Origin of the sequence: Arthrobacter sp. NA-172, assembly GCF_043952055.1 — a bacterium.
Lineage (GTDB): Bacteria > Actinomycetota > Actinomycetes > Actinomycetales > Micrococcaceae > Arthrobacter.
In genome coordinates this window covers 1,978,618-2,002,117 of record NZ_JBINOT010000001.1, presented here as the reverse complement: position 1 = coordinate 2,002,117, position 23,500 = coordinate 1,978,618, and the positions used below count along the sequence as shown (strand labels likewise).

Here is a 23,500-nt window from a genome sequence, read left to right as displayed (position 1 = left end):
CCGCGGAGCGGGCACGGCCCCCTATCCAGCGAAGCGCAAACGCAACACAGAACGAAAGGAAACGCCCTTGGCCAGCCAGGACTGGGTTGAGAAGGATTTTTACGCCATCCTTGGTGTCGCCAAGGACGCCTCTGACGCTGACATTAAGAAGGCGTACCGCAAGCTTGCGCGGCAGTACCACCCGGATACCAATTCCGGAGATGCGGCCGCGGAGAAGAAGTTCAAGGACATCTCCGAGGCCTATTCGGTGCTTTCGGACGCTGACGAGCGTCAGCAGTACGACGCTATTCGCGCCATGGGCGGGGCACGGTTCGCTCCAGGCGCTGCGGGACGCGGCGGGCCGGCCAATGGCGGGTTCGAGGACCTGTTTGGTGGACTGTTCGGGGGCGGGGGCGGTCGTCAGCCTGCCGGTGCCGGGGGAATCCCTCCCGAGTTCGCAGACCTGTTTGGCGGCGGTTTCGGCGCGCAGCCCGGCTACCAGCGGACCCCGCAGAAGGGCAGCGACCGCACGGCGTCAACCTCAATTTCCTTTGCCGGATCCATTCACGGCACCACGGTGAGCCTGCGCGAAAGCAACGGCAACGTCATCGACGTCAAGATTCCCGCGGGCATCAGGGATGGCCAGAAGGTCCGCCAGCGCGGCAAGGGCAATCCGGGTGCCGCTGGCAACGGGGACCTCATCATTACGGTGAACGTCAAGCCCCACGATTTCTTTATCCGCGACGGCGATAACATCCGCATCCACGTGCCGGTCACCTTCGCAGAGGCCGCCTTGGGTGCCAACATCCACGTGCCAACGCTCGACGGCGACACCGTCACCGTCCGCGTCCCGGCCGGCACGCCTTCCGGCCGCACGCTCCGGGTCAAAGGCCGAGGCGTCAAGACATCGAAGGGCACCGGCGATCTGCTGGTGACGATCGACGTCGCTGTTCCGCAGAACCTGAACAAAGAGGCGGAGGAGGCCGTCAAGGCATTCGCTGCCGCAACGGCCGACGCCGATCCTCGCCACGACCTTGCAGCCAAGGCCCGCTTGTAGCGGCAAAACACATGGGAGAGGACGTAAGCATGGGCATGGGTATCGACATCAACCAGCCGATCTTCGTCATCTCTGTCGCGGCCGAATTGGCCGAGATGCACCCGCAGACCCTGCGCCAATACGACCGTCTCGGCATTGTGTCCCCAAGCCGTGCCCCGGGCAAGTCCCGTCGCTATTCCCAGCGGGACGTCGACCGTTTGCGGGAGGTCCAGCGGCTTTCCCACGAGGGCGTGTCCCTTGAGGGCATCAAACGCATCCTCGATCTTGAAAACCAAGTGGCCGCACTACAGTTCCGCGTGGCCGAGCTGAGTGAAGAACTTCAACGCCGGCGGAGCCCGGCGGAGGCCCGCATTTTTGCGGCAGGAGCAGCCGGCGACGTCGTCAGCCTGGCCCGCGGGCAGCGTCCCCGGGCGCGGTCCCAGGCAGTTGTAGTCTGGCGGCCGCGACCGGGGGAGTAGCCCTCTAGGCCTGGGAGAGGGACGCCAGCAGCACCGGGCGGCTTTGCTCGGCCCACGTACCCCGCAGGCAAGCCGAATCTTCCCCACCCGGCGCCCCCGGTTCCAGGACGCGATTGACCTGAAGCGTGAGTGCACCGGCGTCGATGCTGGTGACGCTGTCCTGGGTGATCGGAGCTGCCGGGGTCAGCACAGGGACTTCGCTTCCGGGTGTTCCGCTGCCTTTGACGTTGACGGAACTCTTGCGTGGCTCCAGCGCGCCGTCCATTTCGACGAACTGATCGGCTTCCCGCTGTCCCGTGAGGATGGCGGTGACCAAGGCAGCGACGTAGACGGGATCGGCGCAGCCGTCGTACACCCACCTTGGGCCCAATACGGAGTGTTCCATGGTGCCGAGCAGCGAGTCCTTCGCGCCGTGCATTTCCGAACCCCGGTAGCTCAACGGAACCTGATAGACCTTGCCGCCTTGGGAGACCAAGTGGGTCTCGAGGCCGACTTCGCCGTCCGGGTCATCGAAGCGGTACGCACCGAGCAGCTCTGGCGGCGCTGAGCCATCCTTGGCGAACCACGGCTGGACGGGCAAGTACTTTTCGATGAGCTTGAGTTTGCTGGGACTCAGGGTTGCTCGATGGATGATAGCCATGCGGTCCAGCCTAGATCAGCTGTGACATCCCGGGGTGTCCCTCAGGTGTAGCCAAATGTGTGAACCTGGCGAATGCTGGCGTGAAAGGTGCGTTCGGCATAATTGTTGGTGTGATGGTCCAAGAGGGGCGGAGAGTATCTGATCCGGTGTCAGCGCCGGCAGGCGGCCGCTTCTGGGATGCCGCCCAAATCGGCCACCGGACCATGCTGGCCGTAACCGCCGTCGTGATGCTGTCTTTGTTTTCGGATATTGCCGGCCTGTTCTCCGGTGCCGTGGTCCCGGACCAGAACCTGGCAATCATTCGCCGGGGCGTTATTTTTTGGTCGTCGGGGGCAATCCTGCTTGCGTGGCTGCGAAGCACGTTTGCTGCAGCGGCCCTGGTTCCGGCGCTAGCTGTGGGTTTGTTCTCGGGCGGCTACCTGTATCCGCTTGTCATCATGGTGGGGCTGCTTGGGGTTCTGGCGGCGACCGCGACGGCGACGTTCGTCAGGTGTGCAATCGCTTTCTCAGTATTGTGGCTAGGGATGTTTTGCATCATCTGGCCAGCACATGCTCCGATGCTTCTTGTGTCCGTTCCGGCTCTGGCGATTTCTTGGGCCATTGGCGGAACGATCCGACGCCATAGGCAGCAACGCCAAAGCGATGAGCAGCGCATTGTTGACCTTGGTCTCGAACGCCAGTCCGCTGCCGAGAACGAGCGTAAATCGATCGCACGTGACCTGCATGATGTGGTCGCCCATGAGATCACGCTGATTGCCATGCAAGCGCGGGCCGCAGAACATGCCGCGGACCCTACGGTGTCCAGCCGCGCATTGAGGGTCATTGGCGACGCCTCTCGCGGGGCCTTGCGCGACTTGCGCGCTATGCTCTCCGTGCTGCACCAAGATGGCACTGCACCTATGGGCGATTTGCGGAATGCCGTTGAGGGCACAAATACGGCGGGAGCGCTGTCGCTGATGGACGGGGCCTGGCGATTGGCCGAACGGTTGCGGTCAGTTGGCATAAAGACAAGTTGCGAACTTGAGGACGATGGAAGCTTCGTTTTGCCGCAGGCAGTGCATACTGCGCTTTTCAGGGTGCTTCAGGAATCCATCACCAATGTGGCTAAACACGCCGGTTCCGGAGCAAGGTGCCGGATCGTCATAGCCGTCACCCAAAGGCATGTGGCACTCACAGTGCGGAACTCTGTTTCTGCGTCGCCGTCGGTCAGTCATATCTACGGCACATCGCGCCGCGGGCTGATCGGCATGGAAGAAAGGGTGAAGGTCTTTGGCGGAACCTTCAGTGCTGGCCTGGAGGCAGGCAGCTGGGTGGTTCGCGCACAAGTCCGTGTTTAGACGTCTGTTTTCAGGGTCAGCCACCTATGTCGATGTCAGCCCTCGAATGAAGCCCAGCACGGCCATTGCCAAGGTTCCGAAAGTGCTTAGCCACACAAGGAGTCCGATCCAATGGGTGTATTGCTTGTATTGGTGTGATGCCACGATGCCGACAATTCCGGCAAGGAAACCGACTACATAAATCCAGCCGCGGTGCTGAAACTGTAAAAGGCACGTTGCCGACCCGAAGACAGCCAGCAGCGTCCATGCCAGATAGTTGATCAGTGAGCCCTTCTTGGGCACAGTTTTCCCATTGAGTGTCCGGGTGTCGGTCCGTCCAGTCCAATTGTTGGCGGCCATGTGGGTCTCTCTCCTGAAGATTCGGCAGGCTGTCGTTCGCGAAGACATCTCCAAGTTATCCACAGGACGCGATTCGTCTGGGTTGCCAAAAGGCGAAAATTTCAGCCGAAAGTAGCCTTGACAGTTTTCAAAAGTTCGTCAGTCCAAGGAGAGTTCGACAAGTCCGAGTTGCGCTGCCCTGATGACGGTTTGGACTCTGTCCCGGACCTGAAGCTTCGCCATGATCCTCGTCAGGTGTGCTTTCACCACGGCCTCGGATACATACAAGTCCGCGGCAATTTCGGAATTGCTCTTTCCTCGCGCCAGGGCGCCGAGGACGTCGTATTCCCGTGCGGAGATCAGGGTGTTGATACCTTCGACAGGCGACTTAGCCGGAATCCCGTCTCCCCTGATGCTGGCAATAAGCTCCTTGGACACCGACGGCGATAACACGGCCTCACCGGAGTGGACGGCAAAGACGGCCTGGACTATTTCGTCGGGTTCTGCGTCTTTGAGCAAGTATCCGGAGGCCCCTGCTTTCAGCACGGAAGAACCAGGTATTCCGCAGATGAGAACGTCGAGAGGGCGAGGATTTTGATGCTCGGGTGGGTCTGGGCAATGATCCGGGTCGCTTCGACCCCGTCCAGAACGGGCACTTGCATGTCCATGAGCACTACATCCGGAACAAGCAGGGCGCAGTGCCTGACCGCCAGTTCGCCGTTCCGCACCTCTCCCACACAGGTCAAGCCGGGCGCAGAGTCCACAAATTGTCTCAGCGCCTGACTCATGAACGGGTGGTCTTCTGCGACCAAAACTCGAACTTCCCCCATGACCGTTACTGTAGCCCTACTCCGCGAACAGGCCCGCCAGGTCCTCCGCAGTCAGGGCACCACCGGACAAGGCGTCGCCTTCCATGACATCCGCGAACAGTTGCGACTTCTTGGTCTTGAGCGCCATGACCTTTTCCTCGATGGTGTCCTTGGCCACGAGGCGGTAGACCATAACGTTCCTCGCCTGCCCGATCCTGTGGGTGCGGTCCACGGCCTGTGCTTCTGACGCCGGGTTCCACCAAGGATCAAGCAGGAACACGTAGTCGGCCTCGGTCAGGTTCAGGCCGAAGCCGCCCGCTTTCAACGAAATGAGGAACACGGGTGCCGCGCCGTTCTTGAACTCGCTCACGACGTCGGCCCGGTTCCGGGTGCTGCCGTCGAGATAGCAGAACTCGGTGCCCTCCTCCTCAAGGCGCTGACGGACCTTGCCCAGGAACCCCGTGAACTGGCTGAAAATGAGCGCCCGGTGCCCTTCGGCAACAATGTCCTCGAGCTGCTCAAACAGCACATCCAGCTTGGACGAGCGCACGGCGGACAGGGACTCATCCACCAGGGAAACGTCCAGGCTCAGCTGCCGGAGCAGAGTGAGCGATTGGAAAATGGTGAAGCGGTTCTTATTGACGTCGTCAATGAGCCCAAGGATCTTTTGCCGTTCGCGCTGCAAGTGCGTCTGATACACCTTCTGGTGACGTGGGTTCAGCACCACTTCCAGAATCTGCTCCTGCTTGGGCGGCAGGTCCTTGATGACCTGTTCTTTGGTGCGGCGCATCATGAGCGGACGGACCCGACGGCGGAGCTTGGCGAGCTGGGCCTTGTCGCCGTTCTTCTCGACCGGCTTCTGGTAGTACTCCGCAAAGCGGCGCGGGCTGGAGAAGAGCCCCGGGGCCACGATTGAGGTCAACGCCCAGAACTCCATGAGGTTGTTTTCCAACGGTGTGCCCGTGATGGCCAGCTTGAATGACGCCGGGAGTTTGCGGGCGCATTGGTAGGCCTTGGACTGGTGGTTCTTCACGAACTGGGCTTCGTCCAACATCAGGCCGGCCCATTCCTTGGAGGCATAGGCCTCGTAGTCGATCCGGAACAGCGCATAGGAGGTGATGACGACGTCGGTCTCCGCCATGGCTTCCAACGGATCCGCGCCGCTCTTGGCAAAGGTTTCCCCGACGGTCTTCATGCTGAGCCCGGGCGCGAAGCGTTCCACCTCTGCGGCCCAGTTGCCGACGACGCTGGTGGGAGCGACTACCAAGAAGGGGGCGCGCCGCGCAGCGCTGCCGTCACTGTTTCCAGGGACGGATTCAGCCTGCACCTTCGCCGCGCACATCAACGCAATCGCCTGCACGGTCTTGCCGAGACCCATATCGTCTGCCAACACCCCGCCCAGGCTGTGCCGGTACAGGAAACTCAACCAGTTGAAACCCTCCAGCTGGTACGGACGTAGCTCAGCGTCAAGTGTGGCCGGCAGTGGCAGTCCGGTCACGCCGTCGTCGAGCAATCCGCCGACGGCCTCGCGCCATGCGGCCGCCTGCTCGTCCACGATCCCCAACTGCGCGAGCTCGTCCCAGAGCCCGGCCTGGAAACGGCTGATTTGCAGGGGGCCGTGCCGGTCCGGGTTGTCCTGCAAGGACCTGGCTTCGTCGATGAGTGCCCGGAGTTGGTGCAGCTCTGGCAGGTCGAGCGAGAAGTAGGCGCCGCTGGGTAGCAGCATGCGGCTCTGGCCTGCCGCGAGGGCCGAAAACACGGCGGCGAAGGACACGGGTTCGCCCTCGAGGGTGATGACGATACCGAGATCGAACCAGTCGCGGCTGTCCGTGGCCTTGGTCGAGATAGAGACCACCGGGGCCTCGGTGGCCTCGCGGTAGTCGGCGATGTCGCCGGAAGTCTCCACCACGACGTCGGACAGCTCGCTGAGCCGGGGGAGCACCTCTTCGGTGAAGGCAAGGGTGTCCAGGCCATCAAGTTCCACCGATGCCGCCAACCGCGGAGCTCCCCATCCGCCGCTCGAGGATTCGCCCATCGCGGCGACCACCTCCCAGGGGCGGCTCACCGTCTCCAGGATCCGGGATTCCTCAGCGTCGTCGCGGTAGCCGTGATCGTCCGGGTGCCGCCAAAGGGGCTGGGCTGTGACGAGCTTTCCGGCTTTGTAGTGCCACTCCCAGTGCAGTCGCACCCGGTGGTCGGCGCCATAGTTGGCCAGCAATGACAGCGTGGGCACGGCAAGGACCGGCAGCTCCACGGAGTGGTCCACCGCCGTGACCCGGGTGGATTGCTTGAGCTTCGGATAGTACGACGTAAGGAACCGTTCCTCGTCCCTGGCCGGGATCTGGAGACGGGACGCGCCCATGACGAAATCCAGGAGTTCCTGGGACTCGCCACCTTCCAGCGGGGCCAGGGTAATGAGGTTCTCGGGGGCCGAAACACCGGGCAGGTGCCCCTCGCCGGGGCCTGTGAAGAATAGACCATGCGCGGGCCGGCCGATCAAGCCCAAGGTGACCGGATCAATGGCGTCCCCGCCCAGGGTCACCGACGATGCCAACTGGAGTCCGTCGTCGGGCCGGGCGTTGCCTGAGCCGTTTCCGCCCACGCGGCTAAGGTCAAGCCCGACGACGGCGGGCTCCGCGGCGATGCGGAGCGGCTCGGTTCCGCCGGAGTGAATGAGCGCGACGCCGATCGCCTCGGCCTCGGCCAACAAGTTCCACAGGTTCTTGCCGGCGAATTCATTCAACAGAAGCCACATGCTGGAGGTGAGCTGCCGGTAGTCCGAAGTGGAATGCGCGGCCAGGAAACTCTGCATCCACTCGATATGCGCGTCGTTGAACTCGCGCTTGTAGCCGAGGTAGTTCAGGTTGGTCCAGGAGACGTCGCCGCGGATCCACTTGCCCTTCGCGCCCATCATCACGGGGCGGGCCTTGAGTTGGCGGATGCTGCGGAGGGGATCCCGACGGCCTGTGTAGGAGAAGTGCGGAGCGGGCTCTTCGACCTCGAACGCCAGTGCCAAGGGGAGCCCCTGGCTCCGGCTTGCGGTTCCCGGGGTGGCAATGAGCTTGCTGAGCGCCTGCTCCCACGCTGGGCGCTGAACGCTTCCACCGTGCTGGGCGGACTGGGCGGTCTGCCCGAAGGCCGGGGCGCTGAGCAGCTGCGCGCGCACGGCCGGATGGTCCTCGGCCGCGAAGAGGAGGGCCGCCACGTGCTTGCAGTCCTTTCGGACGGGGCAGCTGCACACGCCTACAGTGCAGCTCCAGCCGCCGGGCTTACGGACCAGCTTGGCCGACGTCGAATATGGCGAGGGGCCGCTGCCCCGGACCTTGCCCATCATCAACCCCGTGGCGGAGTCGAACGTGATGCTGCTGACCCGGCTTCCCATGGCATAAGCGAGGCCGGCCGCCAAGGAGCGGTCGTTGATGGCGGGTGTCTGAATCGCCAGTTCCCAGGAGTCGTCTGAGCGGGAAGGCATTCGTTGAGGCTACTTTCGGCAGGAGGCTATCTATGAATCCTAGCCAGCCGCGCGCGGCCCTGAAACTTTGCCGGACGTTCACCTCTGCCTAGCTTGCCGGGCCGTCGGTGCCGCGTACGTTGAAAGGGTCCGGAGCAGCACAAGCTTTTTAGCAGTGAGGAAATCCCATGACCATCAACGAGAACCCCGTCATTCTGACGAAGGACAGCATCGAGGCCGCTGACGCTGACGTTGTGGACGCGAACGTCACCGTGGTCAACGAGATGTACGAGGAGCTCCTCAACCATGAGGAAATCGCTACTGACGCGCTGCGCAGCTACTTTGTGGACTACTACCTGACGCAAGCACTCGCCGGCGGTTTCGCCCAGTACGTGTTCACCGTCCCCGAGCGGGACGAGGTGGATACCTTTGTCCGCGAAGGCCTCGAAGCCATGGGCGCCACCGGCCACCTTGAGCTTTTCAACCGCACCGCCGCAGCATTTGATTCCCTCTCCGAGGACGACGCCGAGGCTTACTTGGACGGCGACCTTGACGAGTCCGAGGACGCCCCGGAAGCCGTGGCCGAACTCGAGGCGCTCGACGGCGAATTCGAATCCCTCGTGGAAACCGAAGACATCATCGCCCTCAACGCAGCATGGCTCCGCAGCCAGGACGGCCTCCTTTACCTGGACGAGGAGCAGCTGAAGGCCCACATCGCCGAGCGCGTTGCCCTGATCCCCAACCTCGAAGAGCGCCAGGCCGAGGCTGCAGAAGCCGAACTCGAGAACGCGCCTGAATTCGAGCTCATCATCCGTGAACTGTGCGACGTTGCCGGCTACAAGCTGGAGAAGATCACCATGGGCGATCCCAACTACGAGCACGACGGTGAGACGATCCTCGCGTGGCACTTCACCACGGACCACGGGAATTACATCATGATCGAAGAGGACGACGAAGCTTTCATGATCCACCCCGAGACGAAGGAAATCATCGCCGCGGTTGAGTTCGAAGACGCCGACGAATTCGAAGACGCCTAAGGCGCTCGCTCACCTTTAGCCCCTTGAGAGCAAACGCTCCTTCAGATTGATCTGAAGGAGCGTTTGCCGTTTGAGCCGTACAAGTGAGCGAGCGTCAGTAGGTTGAGCCGCTGGGGGTCATCATGGAGCCGGAGGGGCTGACCAGGTACCAGACACCGCCGACGCCCTGGCCGTAGGTGTCACTGGAGTCTTCGTCCTTGGAGTAGAAGTAAATGGGCATGCCGTTGATGGTGATCTGCATCTTGCCGTCCGCCGTCGGGATGGTGCCGATGGTTCCGCCCACGCCCTCAACCGCAGGAGTGGCCGCCGTCGTCGTCACGGCTGGCCAGGTCGTCGCGCATCCTCCTGTGCAGGCGCTCTTCCCGGAACCCTTGACGTCCTTGGTGAAGAAGTAGACACTCTTGCCGTTGGCGGCCACCACTCTCTGGCCGGCACCCGACGTCGCCGTCTTCAGCTCTGCCGGGGCAGCGGCAGCGCTCGACGCCGAGGGGCTAGGCGCGCTTGAACTCGACGAACTGGACGCCGAGGGGCTGGGCGCCGCAGCGCTTGAAGAAGTGGATGTCCCGGCGCTACCTCCACACGCAGTGAGGGCAAATGCCAGAGCAAGGACGCTGAGACCGGTGCTGAGTGGTTTCTTCATGGTTTGCTCCTGTAGTTGGACCGGCCGTGGGGGCGCCGGAGCCTAACCCCTACGACGCCGCCGGGTGAAGAATGGTTCACAGGGCTGAACCATTCTGCCTGCGGGCACGTCGTGTTGCCCGAGAAGGGGAAGCCGCAAAAGACAGGAGGCGCCGATGCCGCTCGATGAGGACGTGGTGGCCGCGATTTATCGCGACCACGGCACAGCCCTGCGCCGCTTCGTACTGAGTTGCATGCCGGACGCGCACCTGGCCGAAGATGTGGTGCAGGAAACCATCCTTCGCGTGTGGCAGCGTGCCCCGCAGATCACAGGAAGCCTCCGCAGCTATCTGTTCCGCACAGCCCGCAACGTCATCATCGACAACTATCGCAAGGCCCAACGGCGCCCGGCCGAGGCAGCCGAGCGCGACATGGAGGATCCCGCAGAAGCAACGGAGCGCGTGGACGAGCTCCTCAACCGGGTCCTCATGGAGGAAGCGCTCCTGCGGCTCAGCACTGAACACAGAGAGGTGCTGGTAGCCCTGCATTACGAACGTTTCACGGTGAACGAGGCCGCGTTGAGGCTCAACATCCCCAGCGGCACCGTGAAATCCCGGGCCTTCTACGCCGTCAGGGCGCTTCGTACGATTCTGGATGAAATGGGGGTGCAGCGGTGAACGAAACCGGACTTCACCAATTGCTGGGCGCCTACCTGCTTGGCGGTTTGGAGCCTGCCGAGACCCGTGCTTTCGAGGAGCACCTGGAGAGCTGCGCTGACTGCCGCCGCGAGCTGGGCGAGTTGGAGAGCCTGCCGGCCCTGCTCGACGCCGTCCCCGTGCCCGACGCCGTCGCGCTCACCGCCGGGCGCCCCGCCGTCGAGCCTTCCGCGTCCTCCCGGGCGGCACTGCCCGCCCCCTCGGACGCTCACCCACCGTTGGAGGCCTTTCCTGAAACGCTCCCGCAGCCAATCCTCCTGAAAATGGCCGCTCGGCGCCGGAAATCCCGACGCCGGTGGGTGGCCCTGGTGGGGGCCGTGGCCGCGGCATGCCTGGGGTTGGGAGTGCTCGCGGGACCGCTGCTCAACCAGCCGCCTAAGCCTGACGCAAGCTACTCGGTGCAGACGGACAACGGTCTGCAGCTCACGGTAGGGATGGTCAAGAAAACGTGGGGAACCGAGCTCCAACTGGAAGGCCGCAGCATGCCTCCGCAAGGCACGATGTACCTGTGGGTCAAGGGCCGCGACGGCAAGGAAGAATTGGCTTGCGGTTGGACGGCGACGTCCAGCGGGCACATCAAAGTGACGGGCGCGACGCCGGTCCAGCTCGGCGGGATTTCGGGCGTGGAACTGCGAGACGACAACCAAAAGACAGTCGCGGTCATTTCGGTCCCGGGGAGCTAGGGGTCTCCCGGATCCATTTGGTCAAGCGGTTGAATAACCAACCGGTGATTACGCGGATACGGGTCCGCTGGCCGCTGGATCGGTGAGATCGCCCTGTGCCCACGTGGGCGCTTCGAGCCTGTTGAAGCTGTATAGGTGTATTCCGGAAACGAGATCCGGGTGCGCCGTCAGCTCAGAAACAAGGCTGTCCGGTGAGTATTTTTCCCCGCCCAGAAGGTGGCGCGCGAGAGTTCCTTTGCCGTTGAGGAATTTGAGGGACGTTCCAACGCCGATCTGCGTTGCCAAAGCCAGCAGTTTGGTGCGGGGAACCGCGCCGGCCACCCCGGCCCACACCGGCAGTTCGAAGCCCTCCCGGCGCAGGAGCGCAGCGTAATCGAAGACCTTCGGGGCGGAAAAGCACATCTGCGTGACGACGTGCGTCGCCAAATGCTGTTTGGCCAACAGGGCATCCAGCAGATCCAGCCCGCTGACGGAAGGATGGCCCTCGGGGTATCCGGCGATACCTGCCGAGATCCTGCCGCCGGTGTATTCGGCGATGTCCTCCAAGAGGGGCAGGCTCGATCCGTAGGGCCCAGTGCCCTGCGGTCCGTCTCCACCCACGGCGAAGACGTCGGTGATTCCTGCGACCTCACAGTCCCGGAGGATGCCGGAGAGCTGCGCCCGGTCCTTGATCCCGCGGGCGGCGAGGTGCGGAATCACGTTGTAGCCGAGGAGACTCAGCTTGACGGAAGCCTCCATGGTCCGCGCGATGCCGTGATGGGGCAAGCAGGTAACCGTGAGCGTTGTGGAAAGCGGCACTGCGGCCTGGACTTTCTCGACGATTCCGTCTGAGGGGATGATTTCAATCCGGGTGGGGAACATGTGTGAGCCCATTCGGATCAGGCCGTCGTCTGGTTTGCGAGGAGGGTGCGGGCTTCCTGGCGGGTGGTGCCGGAGTCATGGATGCCGTCGGCGATGTGCTCTAAGTGCACGGGGATTTCGCGGCCTTTTTTGCGCATCGCGGTGGCCCAGAGGCGTCCGGCGCGGTAGGAGGAGCGGACCAGGGGTCCGGACATGACGCCGAGGAAGCCGATTTCCTCGGCTTCGGTGGCGAGGTCCACGAATTCCTGGGGTTTGACCCAGCGGTCCACGGGCAGGTGCCGTTCGGAGGGGCGCAGGTACTGGGTGATGGTGATCAGGTCACAGCCGGCGGCGTGCAGGTCGGCCAGGGCTTCGGAGATTTCTTCCCGGGTTTCGCCCATGCCCAGGATGAGGTTGGATTTGGTGACCATGCCGTGGGCCCGGCCCTGGGTGATGACGTCCAGGGAGCGGTCGTAGCGGAACGCGGGGCGGATGCGCTTGAAGATCCTGGGCACGGTCTCGACGTTGTGCGCGAAGACTTCCGGGTTGGAGTCGCAGATAGCCGCGATGTGTTCGGGTTTGCCGGAGAAGTCCGGGATGAGCAGTTCCACGCCGGTGCCGGGGTTCAGTTCGTGGATCTTGCGGACAGTTTCGGCGTAGAGCCAGACGCCTTCGTCGGCCAGGTCATCGCGGGCGACGCCGGTGACGGTGGCGTAGCGCAGGTTCATGGCCTGGACGGAGCGGGCCACCTTGGTGGGTTCGAACATGTCCACGGGGGAGGGTTTGCCTGTGTCGATCTGGCAGAAGTCACAGCGGCGGGTGCATTCGGAACCGCCGATCAGGAAGGTCGCTTCCTTGTCTTCCCAGCATTCGAAGATGTTCGGGCAGCCGGCTTCCTCGCAGACGGTGTGCAGGCCTTCTTTTTTCACGAGGTTCTTCAGGCCCACGAATTCCGGGCCCATCTGGACCTTGGCCTTGATCCACTCGGGCTTGCGTTCGACCGGGACGGCTTTATTGCGCTGTTCAACGCGCAGCAGCTTACGGCCTTCAGGTGCCAGGGTCATGAGGAACTCCATAATTCAGGTGGCACGGACGCACCACGATGATTCGGTTCCTCCCCGCTCTGTATTGGACCTGAGAGTTTCCGCGTCTCCTGCTTTCGCAGATTCCGCTTGCACCGTCGGTGAGTCCGGTTGCCCGGGCTGCTTTCCAGAGTTGCCTTGCCGCGGCGGTACATGGGCCTGAGAGATTCCTGGGGAGGATTTGCTCCTACGGCGCCTGCTGAACGTACCGGCAGGACTCTCCCGCCGCGGATCATAAGCACGAGCCACCCTGCGGTGACACGTCTCACATGCTATCCGGTGCTTGTTCGGCACGCAAAGAATATGTCCCTTTGGCCCGGCTCCCGGGATCTGGCTGGATGAAGGCTGAAGACCCGCACCTTCGTCCTGCGCGCTTGTGGCAGGTCTGATCGTCTAGAGATAACCCAGGAACCTTGCAACCATGAACGCGGTTCCGACGATATTCAAGGCCATGATGCTCAGGCCGACGATGCCTGTAATGCGACCGGCATTCATTCGCCTCGACCGTATGATCGCGACGATCCCAGTGACCACGGCCAGCATGCCCAATAGGCCCGGTATGCCGCCCATGATCAGGGCAACTATCCAATAGCGATCACTGGTTCCGCCGTAGGGGCTGAGCATCATCAGAGCGCTTAATAACCCGATAGGGACCGTGACTGCGGCGGCGCCCGGCGCGAGCAAACTGGCGGTGAGGCTCGTGAGTCCTGCACCCAGGCCACGGCCATCCGTGGTCTGGCCTTGAGGGTGGAAGACGTGTGTCGGCTGCTGGCTCATGCTCCCCCCAATATTCGGCTAGTTAGATCCTGCGATAGCTGAGGTCGAAGATCATGCGTCCAGCCTCGTGGGCCTTGTTTTCGAAGCTCGTCCGGATCCGGCCATCGAAGCGTGGAGCCCATCCACCCAGATGATCCACTCCCTCATTCGGACCCGTGTGCTCGGTGCTGACCGGTGCTCGGCCTTCCTTGACGGGTGCGCCGCCCACCATGGATTCGACACCGGATTCCCACACTTGCGTGAGGGGGCTGCCGGCGCCGGCCCGTTCGCCGTCGTGCACGTTTTCAAACTCGGTGGAGCCGGCGAGGACTTCGCGCACGTGAACCGCGTAGTTGGACCAGTCGGTGGCAATCCGCCAGAGACCACCCTTTATCAGGGACCGTGCCGCGAGTTCGGCGAACGCCGGCTGGATGAGGCGGCGTTTGTGGTGCCGGGATTTGTGCCAAGGGTCGGGGAAGAAGACCCAGAGCTCGTTCACTGAACCCGCTGGGAGCATCGTGGCCAGGACCTCAGGGGCGTTGGCTTCCACCACGCGGACGTTGCTTAGGCCGCGGCTGTTGATCTTGATCATGGTGTTGGCCAGGCCCGGCGTGTAGACCTCGACGGCGAGGAAGTTCTTGTCCGGGTTCTCCTCCGCCGCGTGGCATACGGCATCGCCAAGTCCCGAACCGATTTCGACGATCAATGGTGCCCTGCGCCCGAACTCCGCTTCGGCGTCGAACACGTAGTCCGGGTGCACGGACGTGTTGGCGACATGCCGCGGAAGCCTGGATGGCCCAGCGGTCCGAGTGCTCTTCCCACGCGGCTTGGCGGCGGCCCTGAAGGCGCGTCCCGCGGCGCACGAAACTGACCGGCCGGCCGCCATAGGTGCCGAAGGATGCTTGGCTGCCTGGGGTCACGGGGCGCGAAGACTGCGGTGTTTCCGGGGAATCTGGGGTTTCACTCATCCCCTCCAGAATAGCGTCGCAGGACCAAACGCCCGTGGCGGAACCTGCTTATGTGGATAACTTCGGGGCCGCCATCGGCGGAACGTGGCGTTATGGAACGCCGCAGGGGTTCCCCTTCTCGCCCCGAAGCCACGAGGCGCTGGCGGGAACGTAGCTCGGGCAGATCGAGCCACCCAAGTACACGTGCTGCCAAGCTGTCCGGCCAAGTTCGGCGGTGACCCGGAACGGTGCTCCGTGGTTATCGACCTTCTGCACCACGGTCTTGCCGGAATCTAGGACGGACAGCTCAAGGCCTACTGAACACAACGACTTCTTGGTCTCGATCTGGACGACCATCACCTGCTGCTGGTCCTTCTGCAGAAAAATGGAGTTGTCGAGGAAATACGGACGTTCCCCCGAGGCACCGGATGGGAAATACATGGCTGAAGGATCGGGATCGTCCAAGTGCAGGGAAACCAACAGGGAAACTTCGAGGAAAGCGGGGGGCGACTCAAACACTGTTCCCGAGTAGGGCGGCTGGGAACATTCGGACACCGGCTTGAGGTTTAGGATCCGGACACCTTCGCTGCGATTCCCGGACAACGTCAGCTGTATGTACATGATGCCGGGACTCACGCCGCCCTTCGACTCCAACCATCCATGCTGGGCCTCGGGAGACTGGGAGTTGAGCTGGTCCACCTGTTGGCCCGTGAACTGCACCGTCCCGGGGAACGCATAGGAGCGGCCACCCACGTCGGAAATCTGCACGAAGTCCACGCGGACAGGGTCGCCTGTTTGGGTGAGATTGCCCAGGACATTGCCGAAAATCGGTACCAACATGTTGGTGATGGCGATGCCCAGGGCAGCAACCACCACGCCTGCGAGCCACACCAAGGGGCGGGCCCACAGGGGTTTGGGCTTGACGGCCGTGCTTGCGTCGGTGGTGCTTCCCTCGCTGGCGCTTGTTCTGGCTGCCCGGGCCTTGCGCGACTTTGCAGATTTCCTGAGAGCTTTCATCGCACCTCCCGCGCGCATGACAGCCTAATGCCCGTTTCCTAGCATCATGGTGCGCTTCCGAGACGGCGATGGAAAGAGGAATCCCTGCAAAGTGCCGGAGCGCTCCATGGACTGGACACCCCTCGCACCGCGTGACTGCCAGAATGGGTTGGTGACCCCCGCTTCAAGTACACCCAGGAACAGCAGCACGCATTCCCGCGTCCCGGAAATCCCGGAAACCCCGGAAACCCCTGTCGACGCCGAGATCGGCGAGCTTCCCGCCGCTGAGCCCACTCAGGTCACTACCCGCCGTGGACCCGTCTTCCTGGGGATCTGCCTGGTGCTCATCGGCTTGAACCTGCGGACGGTGTTCTCCAGCTTTTCGGCAGTCCTTCCGGAAGTCACCGCCGACGCCGGACTGCCGGGCTGGGCGGTGGTGGTCCTCACCACTGCGCCGGTGACTTTGCTGGGTGTTTTCGCTCCCCTGGCTCCCATCTTGGCCCGCCGCTTCGGGCCTGAGCGGGTATTGCTGGGCGCGATGGCCGTGCTGACGGCCGGGCTGCTGCTGCGTCCCGTGGACCTCGCCGGAGCCGGGCACCTCCCCGCACTCCTCGCCGGAACTGCCGCATGCGGCGCAGCAATCGCACTTTGCAACGTGCTGCTGCCCGGTGTGGTCAAGCGCGATTTCCCGCACCGCCTCGGACTCATGGGCGGCCTTTATACGACGGCGATCTGCGCTTCCGCCGCGCTGGGTGCGGGATTCACCTACCCGGTGTTCGCGGCTACCGGGCACTGGACCTCGGCGCTGTGGTTCTGGGCGCTGCCGGCCGCCGTCGTACTCTTGCTTTTCCTGCCGCTGGCGATCCGCCAGCGTCCCGTCCGACACAACGCCGCCGACGGCGGTGCGAACGTCTGGCGTTCCGCCGTCGCCTGGCAGGTCACCATCTTCATGGTGCTGCAGGCCATGATGTCCTTCAGCGTGTTCGCGTGGCTGGCGCCGATTCTGCGTGAACGCGGGATCGACGGCGGCACGGCTGGCTTGATCGTGTCCGTGTCGATTGTGCTGCAGATGCTTGGTTCGTTCATTGCTCCGGGGCTCGCCGCACGTTTCAAGGATCAGCGAGTCATCAACGCAGTGGTGGCACTCATGACCGGCGGAGGCTTCGCCTTGAGCATCTTCGGCCCGCCGCAACTGATCTGGCTCTGGACCGGATTGTTGGGCCTGGGCAGGGGAGCCTCACGGCCGTCGCGTTGACCATGATCATGCTGCGTACCCGCGATTCCCACACCGCGGCGCACCTTTCCGGCATGATGCAGGGCGTCGGCTATGGCTTGGGATCCACGGGAACCCTGATGGTTGGCCAACTGCACCAAGCTACTGGCGGTTTCGCGGCGGCTGGCATCCTGTTCCTCGTGGTGGGCTCCCTGGCTGCCTTCTTCGGTTTCCGGGCCGGACGAAACCGCTACGTGGGCGGTCCAAACGAGGGAGCCTAGACCGTCAGGTCCTTGCCCTTCGTCTCGGGGATCGTGAACGTGAACGCGATGCTGATCGCCAGCAGAATCACCGCGTACACGTTGAACATGTTCGCCTGGCCGATGCTTCCGAGCCAGGTCTGCAGGTACGGGGCCGTACCGCCGAAGACCGCTACGCAAATGGAGTAAGGGACGCCGACACCCACGGTGCGGATCTTGGTCGGGAAGAGCTCCGCGTAAACAGCCGGGACAATCGAGGCACTGCCGGCAATGAAGAACAACATGACCGACATCGAAACGGCCAGCTGCCACGGGGAGTCCTTGAGGAGCCACGTCATGGGGAAGTGCAACAGCGCCGCACCAGCGGCACTCACGATCAGTACCGGCTTGCGGCCAATGCGATCGGACAGCTTGCCCCAGAACGGGAGTGCGGCGATGAAGGCGATGTTGCCGATGACGCCGGCCCACAGCGCTGCTCCGCGGTCCATCTTGAGCGTGGTTGCCGCGTAGCTCGGCGCCACGACGCCCCAGATGTAGTAGACAACGGTGAGTCCGACCGTCAAGCCGATAACCTGCAGGGCCTGCTTGCGGTACTTGACGATCTGCGGCCACATCGGCTCTCGGTTTTCCTTCGGAGCTTCGGCTTCGAACGCCGCGGTCTCCTTCATCTTGGCCCGCATGACCAGGGCGTAGATGCCCAGCGCGCCGCCCACAAGGAACGGGACGCGCCAACCCCAGGCGTTCATGTCGGCCTTGCTGAGGACTCCGGTCATGATGGCACCCAGCAGGGTTCCGGCCAGGATGCCGGCGGTGCCGGAGGTGTAGATCAGGGTGGACCAGAAGCCGCGCTTTTCCTTCGGCGCCATTTCGGACAAGTACGTCTGCGACGACGGCAGCTCGCCACCATGGGCGAGGCCCTGAATGAGGCGGGCCACCAGCAGCATGACCGAGGCGAAGGCCCCGACTGCCTGGAACGTCGGCGCGATGCCGATCAGCAGGCTGCCGACGGCGGCGAGGCCGACCGCGAATGTCATGGACGTCTTGCGGCCGATCCTGTCGCCGATCCAGCCGAAGACGAAACCACCGAACGGCCGCGCCACGAACCCGACGGCGAAGATAGCCAAGGTGGAGAGGATCGCGGACGTCTGGTCGGCATTGCTGAAGAGGGCGCTGGCGATGAAGGGTGAGAACGTGGCGTAGATGGCCCAGTCGTACCATTCGACGGCGTTGCCGATGCCGGTGCCGATGAGGGTCCGCAGGTGGGACTTGTGAACCTGAACTGTGGCTGATGCGCCTACGGTAGCGGTCATGTCTTGCTCCAAGTAGCTGGGGGTTGGTTAGTTGTGGGAAGCGACGGCGGCGAGGGTGGCGATGCGGGAGACCGCGAGCTCTGCGTAGAGCGCCGCACCGTCTGACAGCACGCCGTCGTCGAAGGTGGCGTAGGGGGAGTGGTTGAACGGCGAGGTGGTGTGGTCCACGCCCCGCGGCACGGCCCCCAGGCCTACGAAGGTTCCCGGCACTTCAGCCAGGACCCGCGAGAAATCCTCCGAGCCGCTGATGGGGGTGGCCCAGCGGGAGAGCCGGGATTCGCCGAACATGCCCGAAATGACGTTTTCGGCAGTGCGCGTCTCGTCCTCGTCAGTGATCGTCATCGGGTATTCGCCGCGGTAGTCGACGTCCACCTCCAAGCCGTGTGCGGAGGCGATGCCTTTGAGGAGCTGGGGGATGGCGGTCATCATCCGGTCGCGCGAGGCTTCCGAGAAGGTACGGATGGTGGCTTCGAACCGTGCGGATTCGGGAATCACGTTGCGTTTGGTGCCGGCCTGAAGCACACCCACGGTCAGGACTACGGGATCGAACATATTGAACTGCCGCGTGATCATGACCTGCAACGCCGTCACCATTTCGGCGGCCGCCGTGACGGGGTCCTTGGCCGAATAGGGTGCCGAACCGTGGCCACCAGCGCCCAGGACCATGACGAAGAGCCCGTCGGACGCACTCATCATCACGCCTGACTTCGTGCAGAACTGGCCGTACGGTTCCAGGGAGGAGAACACGTGCATGCCATAAGCGGCGTCAACGCGGCGGCCTGCAGCGTCCAGGACGCCTTCGCGGATCATGTGGCCGGCCCCGTCGAAGCCTTCTTCGCCGGGCTGGAACATCAGGACTACGTCGCCGGCCAACTGATCGCGTCGCTCGGCCAGCAGGGTGGCGGCTCCGGCGAGCATGGACGTGTGGAGGTCGTGGCCGCAGGCGTGCATGGCACCGTCGATCTTCGAGGAGAACTCGACGCCGGTGCGCTCCTGGACGGGGAGGCCGTCCATGTCCGCGCGGAGCAACACGGTTGGCTTCCGGGCAGGTTCCGTGGCAAGCGCACCGGGCGCGCCGCCCCGCAGAACCGCCGTGACCGACGTCGTGCTCTGGCCGAGGGTGATTTCGTACGGGAGTCCGTCGAGTGCCTTGAGTACCTTTTCCTGGGTGCGCGGGAGGTCCAGTCCGATTTCAGGTTCCTGGTGGAGCTCGTGACGGAACCGGGCGATTTCTCCCTGCAGCTCTTTGGCATCTGCGGCGATCGACATGTGTTCTCCTGTTTCCTGAACGTTTGGTAAGTATCCATAACCATTCTGTAGTGACTAGGCTCACAAATTTCAGAACACCTGAAAAAATTCAACCGCATGCCACAATTAACAGGATTCGCGCACTGTCCGAGAGAGGAACGCTGATGGAACTCAGTGAAGAGGACCTCCGGCTGATCAATGCCCTGCAGATCTCACCCCGGATCAGCTGGTCCGACGCCGCCGATGTCCTGGATGTCCATGCCACCACGTTGGCCTCCCGCTGGGAGCGGCTGCGCGAGTCCGGGGCGGCCTGGACCACGGCGCACCTCATGGGTGATCCAAAAAATGCCTGCCTTGCGCTACTGGACGTTGATTGCGAAATGCACCTCAGGCCCGGGGTCACGGCCGCGCTAGCGGCGATTCCGGAGGTCATCACAGTAGAGGAAGCCGCCAGTAACCGGGACCTCATGTTGACCGTGATCACCCAGGACCTGGGCGAGTTCAGCAACCGGCTATTGCCGCAGCTCAAGGAAATCCGGGGCCTCACCAAGTACCGGACCTCGCTCTGCACACGGATCCATACCAGTGGCTATGCGTGGCGGCTCAATGTGCTGAGCCGGGCGGAGCAGCAGGCCTTGCGAGCCCTTGCGGGGCCGGAGGCAGTCAATCCTTCCGCTCCCAATGAGATTGTTACACCGCTACCGGAGAGTCATCTGGCACTGCTGCCTTTCCTCGCCCGGGACGGAAGGGCCACCGCCGCGGACATCGCGCGCGCCCTGGGGCGTCACCCGGCCACGGTGCAGCGGCAGCTCGGACGGGTGCTCGCGAGCAGGATGCTGTCCTTCCGCTGCGAAATCGCCCAGCAATACTCCGGTTTTCCCATCACGTGCCAGTGGTTCGCGAACGTTCCTGCGGGGCAGCATGAAGCCGCGGCCGCCGAGCTACGGGCCGTCCGGAACGTCAGGTTCACGGCTTCCACCACGGGGAGCACCAATTTTGTGATCATCATGTGGCTACGTTCGCTGGCCGAGGTCATGGAGATGGAACTCGCCATTCAGCAGCGCATTCCCCGAATTGAACTGGTCGAAAGCGTCGTGATGCTGAGCACGGCGAAGCGAGTCGGCTGGATGCTGAACCCGGACTCGACGGCGACTGGCGCCGTCGTGCCCACCGCCGCCGGGGAACTGGCCCCGGCGATCGAGTGGACGACGACGGCGTGACTCACCTGGGTGTGTAGCCCGCTGGCGGCTGCTCTTCCGGAAGCCTAGACGCCGGCGTTGTAGACGTCGAGTCCGAAGCGGTTCAGTCCGGGGGTGCCGGCGTAGCCGAGGTAGGGGAGGCCGAAGGTGTCTTCGATGCTGGCGAGGAGGCTGTAGTGGTTGTAGGGGGTGGTGGACCAGGTGCCGCCCTTGGTGAAGGGGGAGATGACCAAGGCGCCGACGCGGCCGCCGCCCATCCCGACGATCCCGGGCAGTGGGGAGTTCGGTCCCGGGCCTTCGCCGCAGCAGGCGGTGGCGTCGGATTGCGGGCTGTCGGATTCGTCGAAGGTGATGACCAGGACACCGTTCTGGCGGAATGCCGGTGAGGAGGTGATCATCGGAACGTATTGTTTCAGCCATGCATCCGCGCTGGTCAGGCCGCCGGGTTGGCCGTCCACGCAGGGGGAGTCGTGTCCGTCGTGGCAGAGGTTCGGTGTGATCATGGACAGGTTGGGGGTGGTGGAGACCGAAGCAAGATCGGTCTTCAGGGCCCCGAGGTCCACATTGTTCTTGGCGCAGTCCGGTGATCCGGTGATCCCGGCGAAGTAGACAAACGGGTTGTGGCGGGCGGCGTATTGGTCCCCGGCCTTCGCTTTCTGCGTGTCATCCACCGCCCCGAGGGCCGGGTGGCGGCACGCGGTGCCCATGTCTTCCATGTAGCCTTTCCAGGTTTTCCCGGCTGCCGTGAGTTGGCCGGCCACGGTGGGAACGTCTGCGGGGAAGACGCAGCCGTCCCCGACGGCCTGGCCCGGAGCTGCTGTTCCGGTTTTCACGAACGGGGAGTACGTCTGGCAGTCGGCCTGCATTTGGGGGTTGGGGCCTTGCCCGGAAATCTGGGCGACGTAGTTGGGCTGTGAGTTGTGTGCCGTGCCGAAGTACTGGTTCAGCAGCACGCCTTGGTTGCGCAGCGTGGTGGAAAGGTATGGGGCTGCCGAGCCTGGTCCCCATGTGGTGTTGTAGCCCTTGTTTTCGAGATTGATCACAAACACGTGTTGGGCTCCCGGGAGGTAACCGGCGCTCTTGGCCGCCTGCGGCACGCTCGCCTCTGCCTGCGTCTGCTGCATCCCGAAGACAATGGATGAGGCGCCCAAGAGGACCACCAGGATGGCTGCAAATCCGAGACGCAGCCTGGAAATGGTGAGGTTCTTGAATGTCATGGCAGGGTCCATCCGTCCGCGAGTGCTTTTTGTTTCAGGCCCGACCACTCTTCTTCCGCGGGTGGTCCGACAGGGGAGCACGCCGGTCCGGCCGCGTACGGCGGCACGATGTAGGCCGGGGCTGTCAGATTGGGTGCTGATTGGAAATCGAGCACCTCGGCGATGTTCCGTGCCGCCTTGTCCCGGGGCGTGAGCGGCTGGAGGCCCCAACGCCACTCGATGGCCTTCAAGACCGAGGTGTGGTCATACGTATCGTGTGCCACGTAACGCCTGCGGGCCTTCGGCGAGACGACCAAGGACGGGACGCGGAAGCCGCGCATGGCGGTATCCGGGCTGCTGTCCGGTGCCGCTTGCGGTACAACGTGGTCGTAGAACCCGCCCCACTCGTCGTAGTTGACCACCAGCATGGTGTTGGCCCAGTTGGGGCTTTTGGTCACGGCGTTGTAGACCTCGGCCAGGAAAAGTTCGCCGGAGCGGATATCGGCGTGCGGGTGGTCGTCGCCGGACGTGCCGCTGGATTCATCGGTGAAGCGGGGATCCACGAAGGAAACTGACGGGAGTTTGCCGGAGCTGCAGTCGGTCAGGAATTCCGAATAATGGTGCGAGATGCCCAGATACTTGGTGCCCCATAGGGCGGTGAACGGAATGTCGCCGTAGTAGTACTTTCCGGACACTCCGGTAGCCGCCAATCGGTCCCAAATGGTGGGCAGCGTGCTGGTCACGGTCGAGTTATGGAGCCTGTCCGTGGCCGCCGAGTGCTGATAGAAGCGGTTTGGATAGGTTTCGGCCAGGGTGGCGGCGAAATAGCGGTCGCAGACGGTCCAGTCGGGGCCGGCCTGGCGCCAGAAGTCGACGTCGCTCGAGTCGTAGTAGCCGATAGCGAACTCATCGTTCTCGCCGGCCCGCAGCCAACCGTCGTTCTTACCGTTGTTGTACTGGATCCGGCCGCCCTCGTAAGAATGGTCCGGGTCGGGATGGCCGCATCCTTGGTAATCCGTCAGGTGGTGCGTTGTGTGTGGAATGCCGTAGCGGTCAACGTAGCTCAGGCCGGACTGCTTTCCATCGGCACCAGGCATCCAGCCAACGAAGTGATCAAAGGAGCGGTTTTCCATCATCACCACAATGATGTGGTCGATGCCCGAAGCGGCGGGTTGTGGGAGCGCGGTCGTTGCAGGAGCGGTCCTCACGGTTGCTCCGCTGACAAGCGTCGCGGCCGTGGCAGATCCTGCAACTGACAGGAAGTTCCGTCTTGTGAAGTTCACGCCAAAGAGTGCATCACGAAATGATTACGGAAACAATCGATAGTTGGCTATTTAATACACTGTTTGC

The 23,500-nt window shown here is 63.3% G+C and carries 19 protein-coding genes, 3 pseudogenes and 1 riboswitch; of the genes and pseudogenes, 8 read left to right on the top strand and 14 right to left on the bottom strand.

What is annotated here, in order from left to right; genetic code table 11:
• Nucleotides 1–67 precede the first annotated feature (67 nt).
• Complete coding sequence (locus ACF0H6_RS09910) at nt 68–1,036, top strand: DnaJ C-terminal domain-containing protein (protein WP_395249450.1); 969 nt, start codon at nt 68–70, stop codon at nt 1,034–1,036.
• A gap of 35 nt (nt 1,037–1,071) precedes the next feature.
• Nucleotides 1,072–1,494, top strand: a complete 423-nt coding sequence (locus ACF0H6_RS09905; protein ID WP_395249925.1) for a heat shock protein transcriptional repressor HspR — start codon at nt 1,072–1,074, stop codon at nt 1,492–1,494.
• Between the two features lie 4 nt (nt 1,495–1,498).
• On the opposite strand, the gene ACF0H6_RS09900 is transcribed toward ACF0H6_RS09905, so the two are convergent.
• Nucleotides 1,499–2,134: a hypothetical protein gene (locus tag ACF0H6_RS09900; RefSeq protein ID WP_395249449.1), complete on the bottom strand. Its 636-nt coding sequence runs from the start codon at nt 2,132–2,134 to the stop codon at nt 1,499–1,501.
• A 146-nt stretch (nt 2,135–2,280) separates the two neighbouring features.
• Between ACF0H6_RS09900 and ACF0H6_RS09895 the strand changes: the two genes are divergently transcribed.
• Nucleotides 2,281–3,471: a sensor histidine kinase gene (locus ACF0H6_RS09895; RefSeq protein WP_395249448.1), complete on the top strand. Its 1,191-nt coding sequence runs from the start codon at nt 2,281–2,283 to the stop codon at nt 3,469–3,471.
• 24 nt (nt 3,472–3,495) lie between these two features.
• Here ACF0H6_RS09895 and ACF0H6_RS09890 read toward each other — a convergent pair whose 3' ends face one another.
• From ACF0H6_RS09890 to ACF0H6_RS09880, 3 genes and pseudogenes are all read right to left on the bottom strand, one after another.
• Complete coding sequence (locus ACF0H6_RS09890) at nt 3,496–3,810, bottom strand: hypothetical protein (RefSeq protein ID WP_395249447.1); 315 nt, start codon at nt 3,808–3,810, stop codon at nt 3,496–3,498.
• A gap of 138 nt (nt 3,811–3,948) precedes the next feature.
• Nucleotides 3,949–4,619: pseudogene (locus ACF0H6_RS09885) on the bottom strand (response regulator).
• 16 nt (nt 4,620–4,635) lie between these two features.
• A complete protein-coding gene (locus tag ACF0H6_RS09880) occupies nt 4,636–8,070 on the bottom strand; it encodes an SNF2-related protein (RefSeq protein WP_395249446.1) in 3,435 nt (1,144 codons plus the stop codon).
• Between the two features lie 167 nt (nt 8,071–8,237).
• Between ACF0H6_RS09880 and ACF0H6_RS09875 the strand changes: the two genes are divergently transcribed.
• Nucleotides 8,238–9,086 carry a hypothetical protein gene (locus tag ACF0H6_RS09875; protein ID WP_395249445.1) on the top strand — a complete coding sequence of 283 codons (849 nt, stop codon included), beginning with the start codon at nt 8,238–8,240 and terminating at the stop codon, nt 9,084–9,086.
• Between the two features lie 94 nt (nt 9,087–9,180).
• On the opposite strand, the gene ACF0H6_RS09870 is transcribed toward ACF0H6_RS09875, so the two are convergent.
• On the bottom strand, nt 9,181–9,726 hold the full coding sequence (locus tag ACF0H6_RS09870; RefSeq protein WP_395249444.1) for a hypothetical protein: 546 nt from the start codon (nt 9,724–9,726) through the stop codon (nt 9,181–9,183).
• 154 nt (nt 9,727–9,880) lie between these two features.
• Between ACF0H6_RS09870 and ACF0H6_RS09865 the strand changes: the two genes are divergently transcribed.
• A complete protein-coding gene (locus ACF0H6_RS09865) occupies nt 9,881–10,381 on the top strand; it encodes a sigma-70 family RNA polymerase sigma factor (RefSeq protein WP_395249443.1) in 501 nt (166 codons plus the stop codon).
• A complete protein-coding gene (locus tag ACF0H6_RS09860; protein WP_395249442.1) occupies nt 10,378–11,103 on the top strand; it encodes an anti-sigma factor family protein in 726 nt (241 codons plus the stop codon). Before ACF0H6_RS09865 ends, ACF0H6_RS09860 begins: the two co-directional genes overlap by 4 nt.
• Nucleotides 11,104–11,151: 48 nt before the next feature.
• On the opposite strand, the gene ACF0H6_RS09855 is transcribed toward ACF0H6_RS09860, so the two are convergent.
• The 5 genes and pseudogenes from ACF0H6_RS09855 to ACF0H6_RS09835 form a co-directional block, all read right to left on the bottom strand.
• Nucleotides 11,152–11,964, bottom strand: a complete 813-nt coding sequence (locus ACF0H6_RS09855; protein WP_395249441.1) for a methylenetetrahydrofolate reductase — start codon at nt 11,962–11,964, stop codon at nt 11,152–11,154.
• Nucleotides 11,965–11,981: 17 nt separating this feature from the next.
• The gene (gene lipA, locus ACF0H6_RS09850) at nt 11,982–13,007 is read right to left on the bottom strand and encodes a lipoyl synthase (RefSeq protein WP_395249440.1); all 1,026 of its coding nucleotides are present in this window, start codon (nt 13,005–13,007) and stop codon (nt 11,982–11,984) included.
• Nucleotides 13,008–13,162: 155 nt separating this feature from the next.
• A riboswitch (glycine riboswitch) is annotated at nt 13,163–13,260 on the bottom strand.
• 158 nt (nt 13,261–13,418) lie between these two features.
• Nucleotides 13,419–13,802, bottom strand: a complete 384-nt coding sequence (locus tag ACF0H6_RS09845; protein ID WP_395249439.1) for a hypothetical protein — start codon at nt 13,800–13,802, stop codon at nt 13,419–13,421.
• 22 nt (nt 13,803–13,824) lie between these two features.
• Nucleotides 13,825–14,749 (bottom strand): annotated as a pseudogene (gene trmB, locus ACF0H6_RS09840) (tRNA (guanosine(46)-N7)-methyltransferase TrmB).
• A gap of 90 nt (nt 14,750–14,839) precedes the next feature.
• Entirely contained in the window at nt 14,840–15,745 is a 906-nt protein-coding gene (locus ACF0H6_RS09835) for a hypothetical protein (RefSeq protein ID WP_395249438.1), read from the bottom strand.
• A gap of 208 nt (nt 15,746–15,953) precedes the next feature.
• On the opposite strand from ACF0H6_RS09835, the pseudogene ACF0H6_RS09830 reads away from it, so the two are divergent.
• Nucleotides 15,954–17,218: pseudogene (locus ACF0H6_RS09830) on the top strand (CynX/NimT family MFS transporter).
• Here the strand turns inward: ACF0H6_RS09830 and ACF0H6_RS09825 are convergent.
• The gene (locus ACF0H6_RS09825; RefSeq protein WP_395249437.1) at nt 17,215–18,507 is read right to left on the bottom strand and encodes an MFS transporter; all 1,293 of its coding nucleotides are present in this window, start codon (nt 18,505–18,507) and stop codon (nt 17,215–17,217) included. The pseudogene ACF0H6_RS09830 and the gene ACF0H6_RS09825 sit on opposite strands and share 4 nt — an antisense overlap.
• A 27-nt stretch (nt 18,508–18,534) precedes the next feature.
• On the bottom strand, nt 18,535–19,776 hold the full coding sequence (locus ACF0H6_RS09820; RefSeq protein WP_395249436.1) for a M20 family metallopeptidase: 1,242 nt from the start codon (nt 19,774–19,776) through the stop codon (nt 18,535–18,537).
• A 143-nt stretch (nt 19,777–19,919) separates the two neighbouring features.
• Between ACF0H6_RS09820 and ACF0H6_RS09815 the strand changes: the two genes are divergently transcribed.
• A complete protein-coding gene (locus ACF0H6_RS09815) occupies nt 19,920–20,975 on the top strand; it encodes an Lrp/AsnC family transcriptional regulator (RefSeq protein ID WP_395249435.1) in 1,056 nt (351 codons plus the stop codon).
• Nucleotides 20,976–21,019: 44 nt separating this feature from the next.
• Here ACF0H6_RS09815 and ACF0H6_RS09810 read toward each other — a convergent pair whose 3' ends face one another.
• Both ACF0H6_RS09810 and ACF0H6_RS09805 read right to left on the bottom strand, forming a co-directional pair.
• Nucleotides 21,020–22,171: an alkaline phosphatase family protein gene (locus ACF0H6_RS09810; protein WP_395249434.1), complete on the bottom strand. Its 1,152-nt coding sequence runs from the start codon at nt 22,169–22,171 to the stop codon at nt 21,020–21,022.
• On the bottom strand, nt 22,168–23,433 hold the full coding sequence (locus tag ACF0H6_RS09805; RefSeq protein ID WP_395249433.1) for an alkaline phosphatase family protein: 1,266 nt from the start codon (nt 23,431–23,433) through the stop codon (nt 22,168–22,170). The genes ACF0H6_RS09810 and ACF0H6_RS09805 overlap by 4 nt, the downstream gene beginning before the upstream one ends.
• Between the last annotated feature and the right edge of the window lie 67 nt (nt 23,434–23,500).